The organism is Paracoccus salipaludis (genome assembly GCF_002287065.1).
GTDB lineage: Bacteria > Pseudomonadota > Alphaproteobacteria > Rhodobacterales > Rhodobacteraceae > Paracoccus > Paracoccus salipaludis.
This window is the reverse complement of the sequence record NZ_NSJZ01000120.1, coordinates 1-572: the sequence shown is the minus strand read 5'-3', so window position 1 is coordinate 572 and position 572 is coordinate 1. Positions and strand designations below refer to the sequence as shown.

2 protein-coding genes are annotated in these 572 nt (G+C 62.9%); both read right to left on the bottom strand.

Annotation, left to right across the window (positions count from 1 at the left end; genetic code table 11):
- Positions 1 to 186 (bottom strand): CbtA family protein (locus tag CK240_RS17830; protein ID WP_167650115.1); only part of this gene is annotated, 186 nt, incomplete at its 3' end.
- Positions 187 to 198: 12 nt separating this feature from the next.
- A complete protein-coding gene (locus CK240_RS17825; protein ID WP_095641531.1) occupies positions 199 to 408 on the bottom strand; it encodes a CbtB domain-containing protein in 210 nt (69 codons plus the stop codon).
- Positions 409 to 572: the final 164 nt, after the last annotated feature.

Below are 572 nucleotides of genomic sequence, written 5' to 3'. Positions count from 1 at the left end.
GTGCGTGTGGGCGGCGGGCTGTTCCGTGCCGACGGCAACATCATCGACATGCTCCGCCGCTGCCTGAGCCTCCTCGATGGCAATGGCAGCGGCGACCGGGGGCTCACCCCAGACCCGCGCGACCCCAAAGGCTAGAAGACCCGCGATCAGCCCAGCAATCATGCCGAGCAGCAAAAGACGTCCCATGTTCCCCTCCCGTCAGTGGCAGGGAAAGCCAAGGAGATGGCGGGCATCATGCACGAATTCATGCACGTACATCCCGTCGAACACCGCAACGGCGCCCTGTTCGGTGCTGACAAAATACAGTGCCAGGAGCGCAATCAGCCCAGCAAAAATGGCCCATGGGGCGATCTCGCGCAGGGGGATCGGAGCTGTGTGAGTGCCGGGGGCGGCAGTGATGTAGGTCATGGCGATCTCCTTCCGGATACGCGTCCGGGGTGAAAGGACTGAAGGCGTGCACGGGGTCTGGCTCCCGCAATATTGGCGGTTACAGTGGCGCGACCGCACCGGAATTTCACCGGCTTTCCCGAGACACGACTATCATGATGACCCTCCGGTCCCGCCACGATACT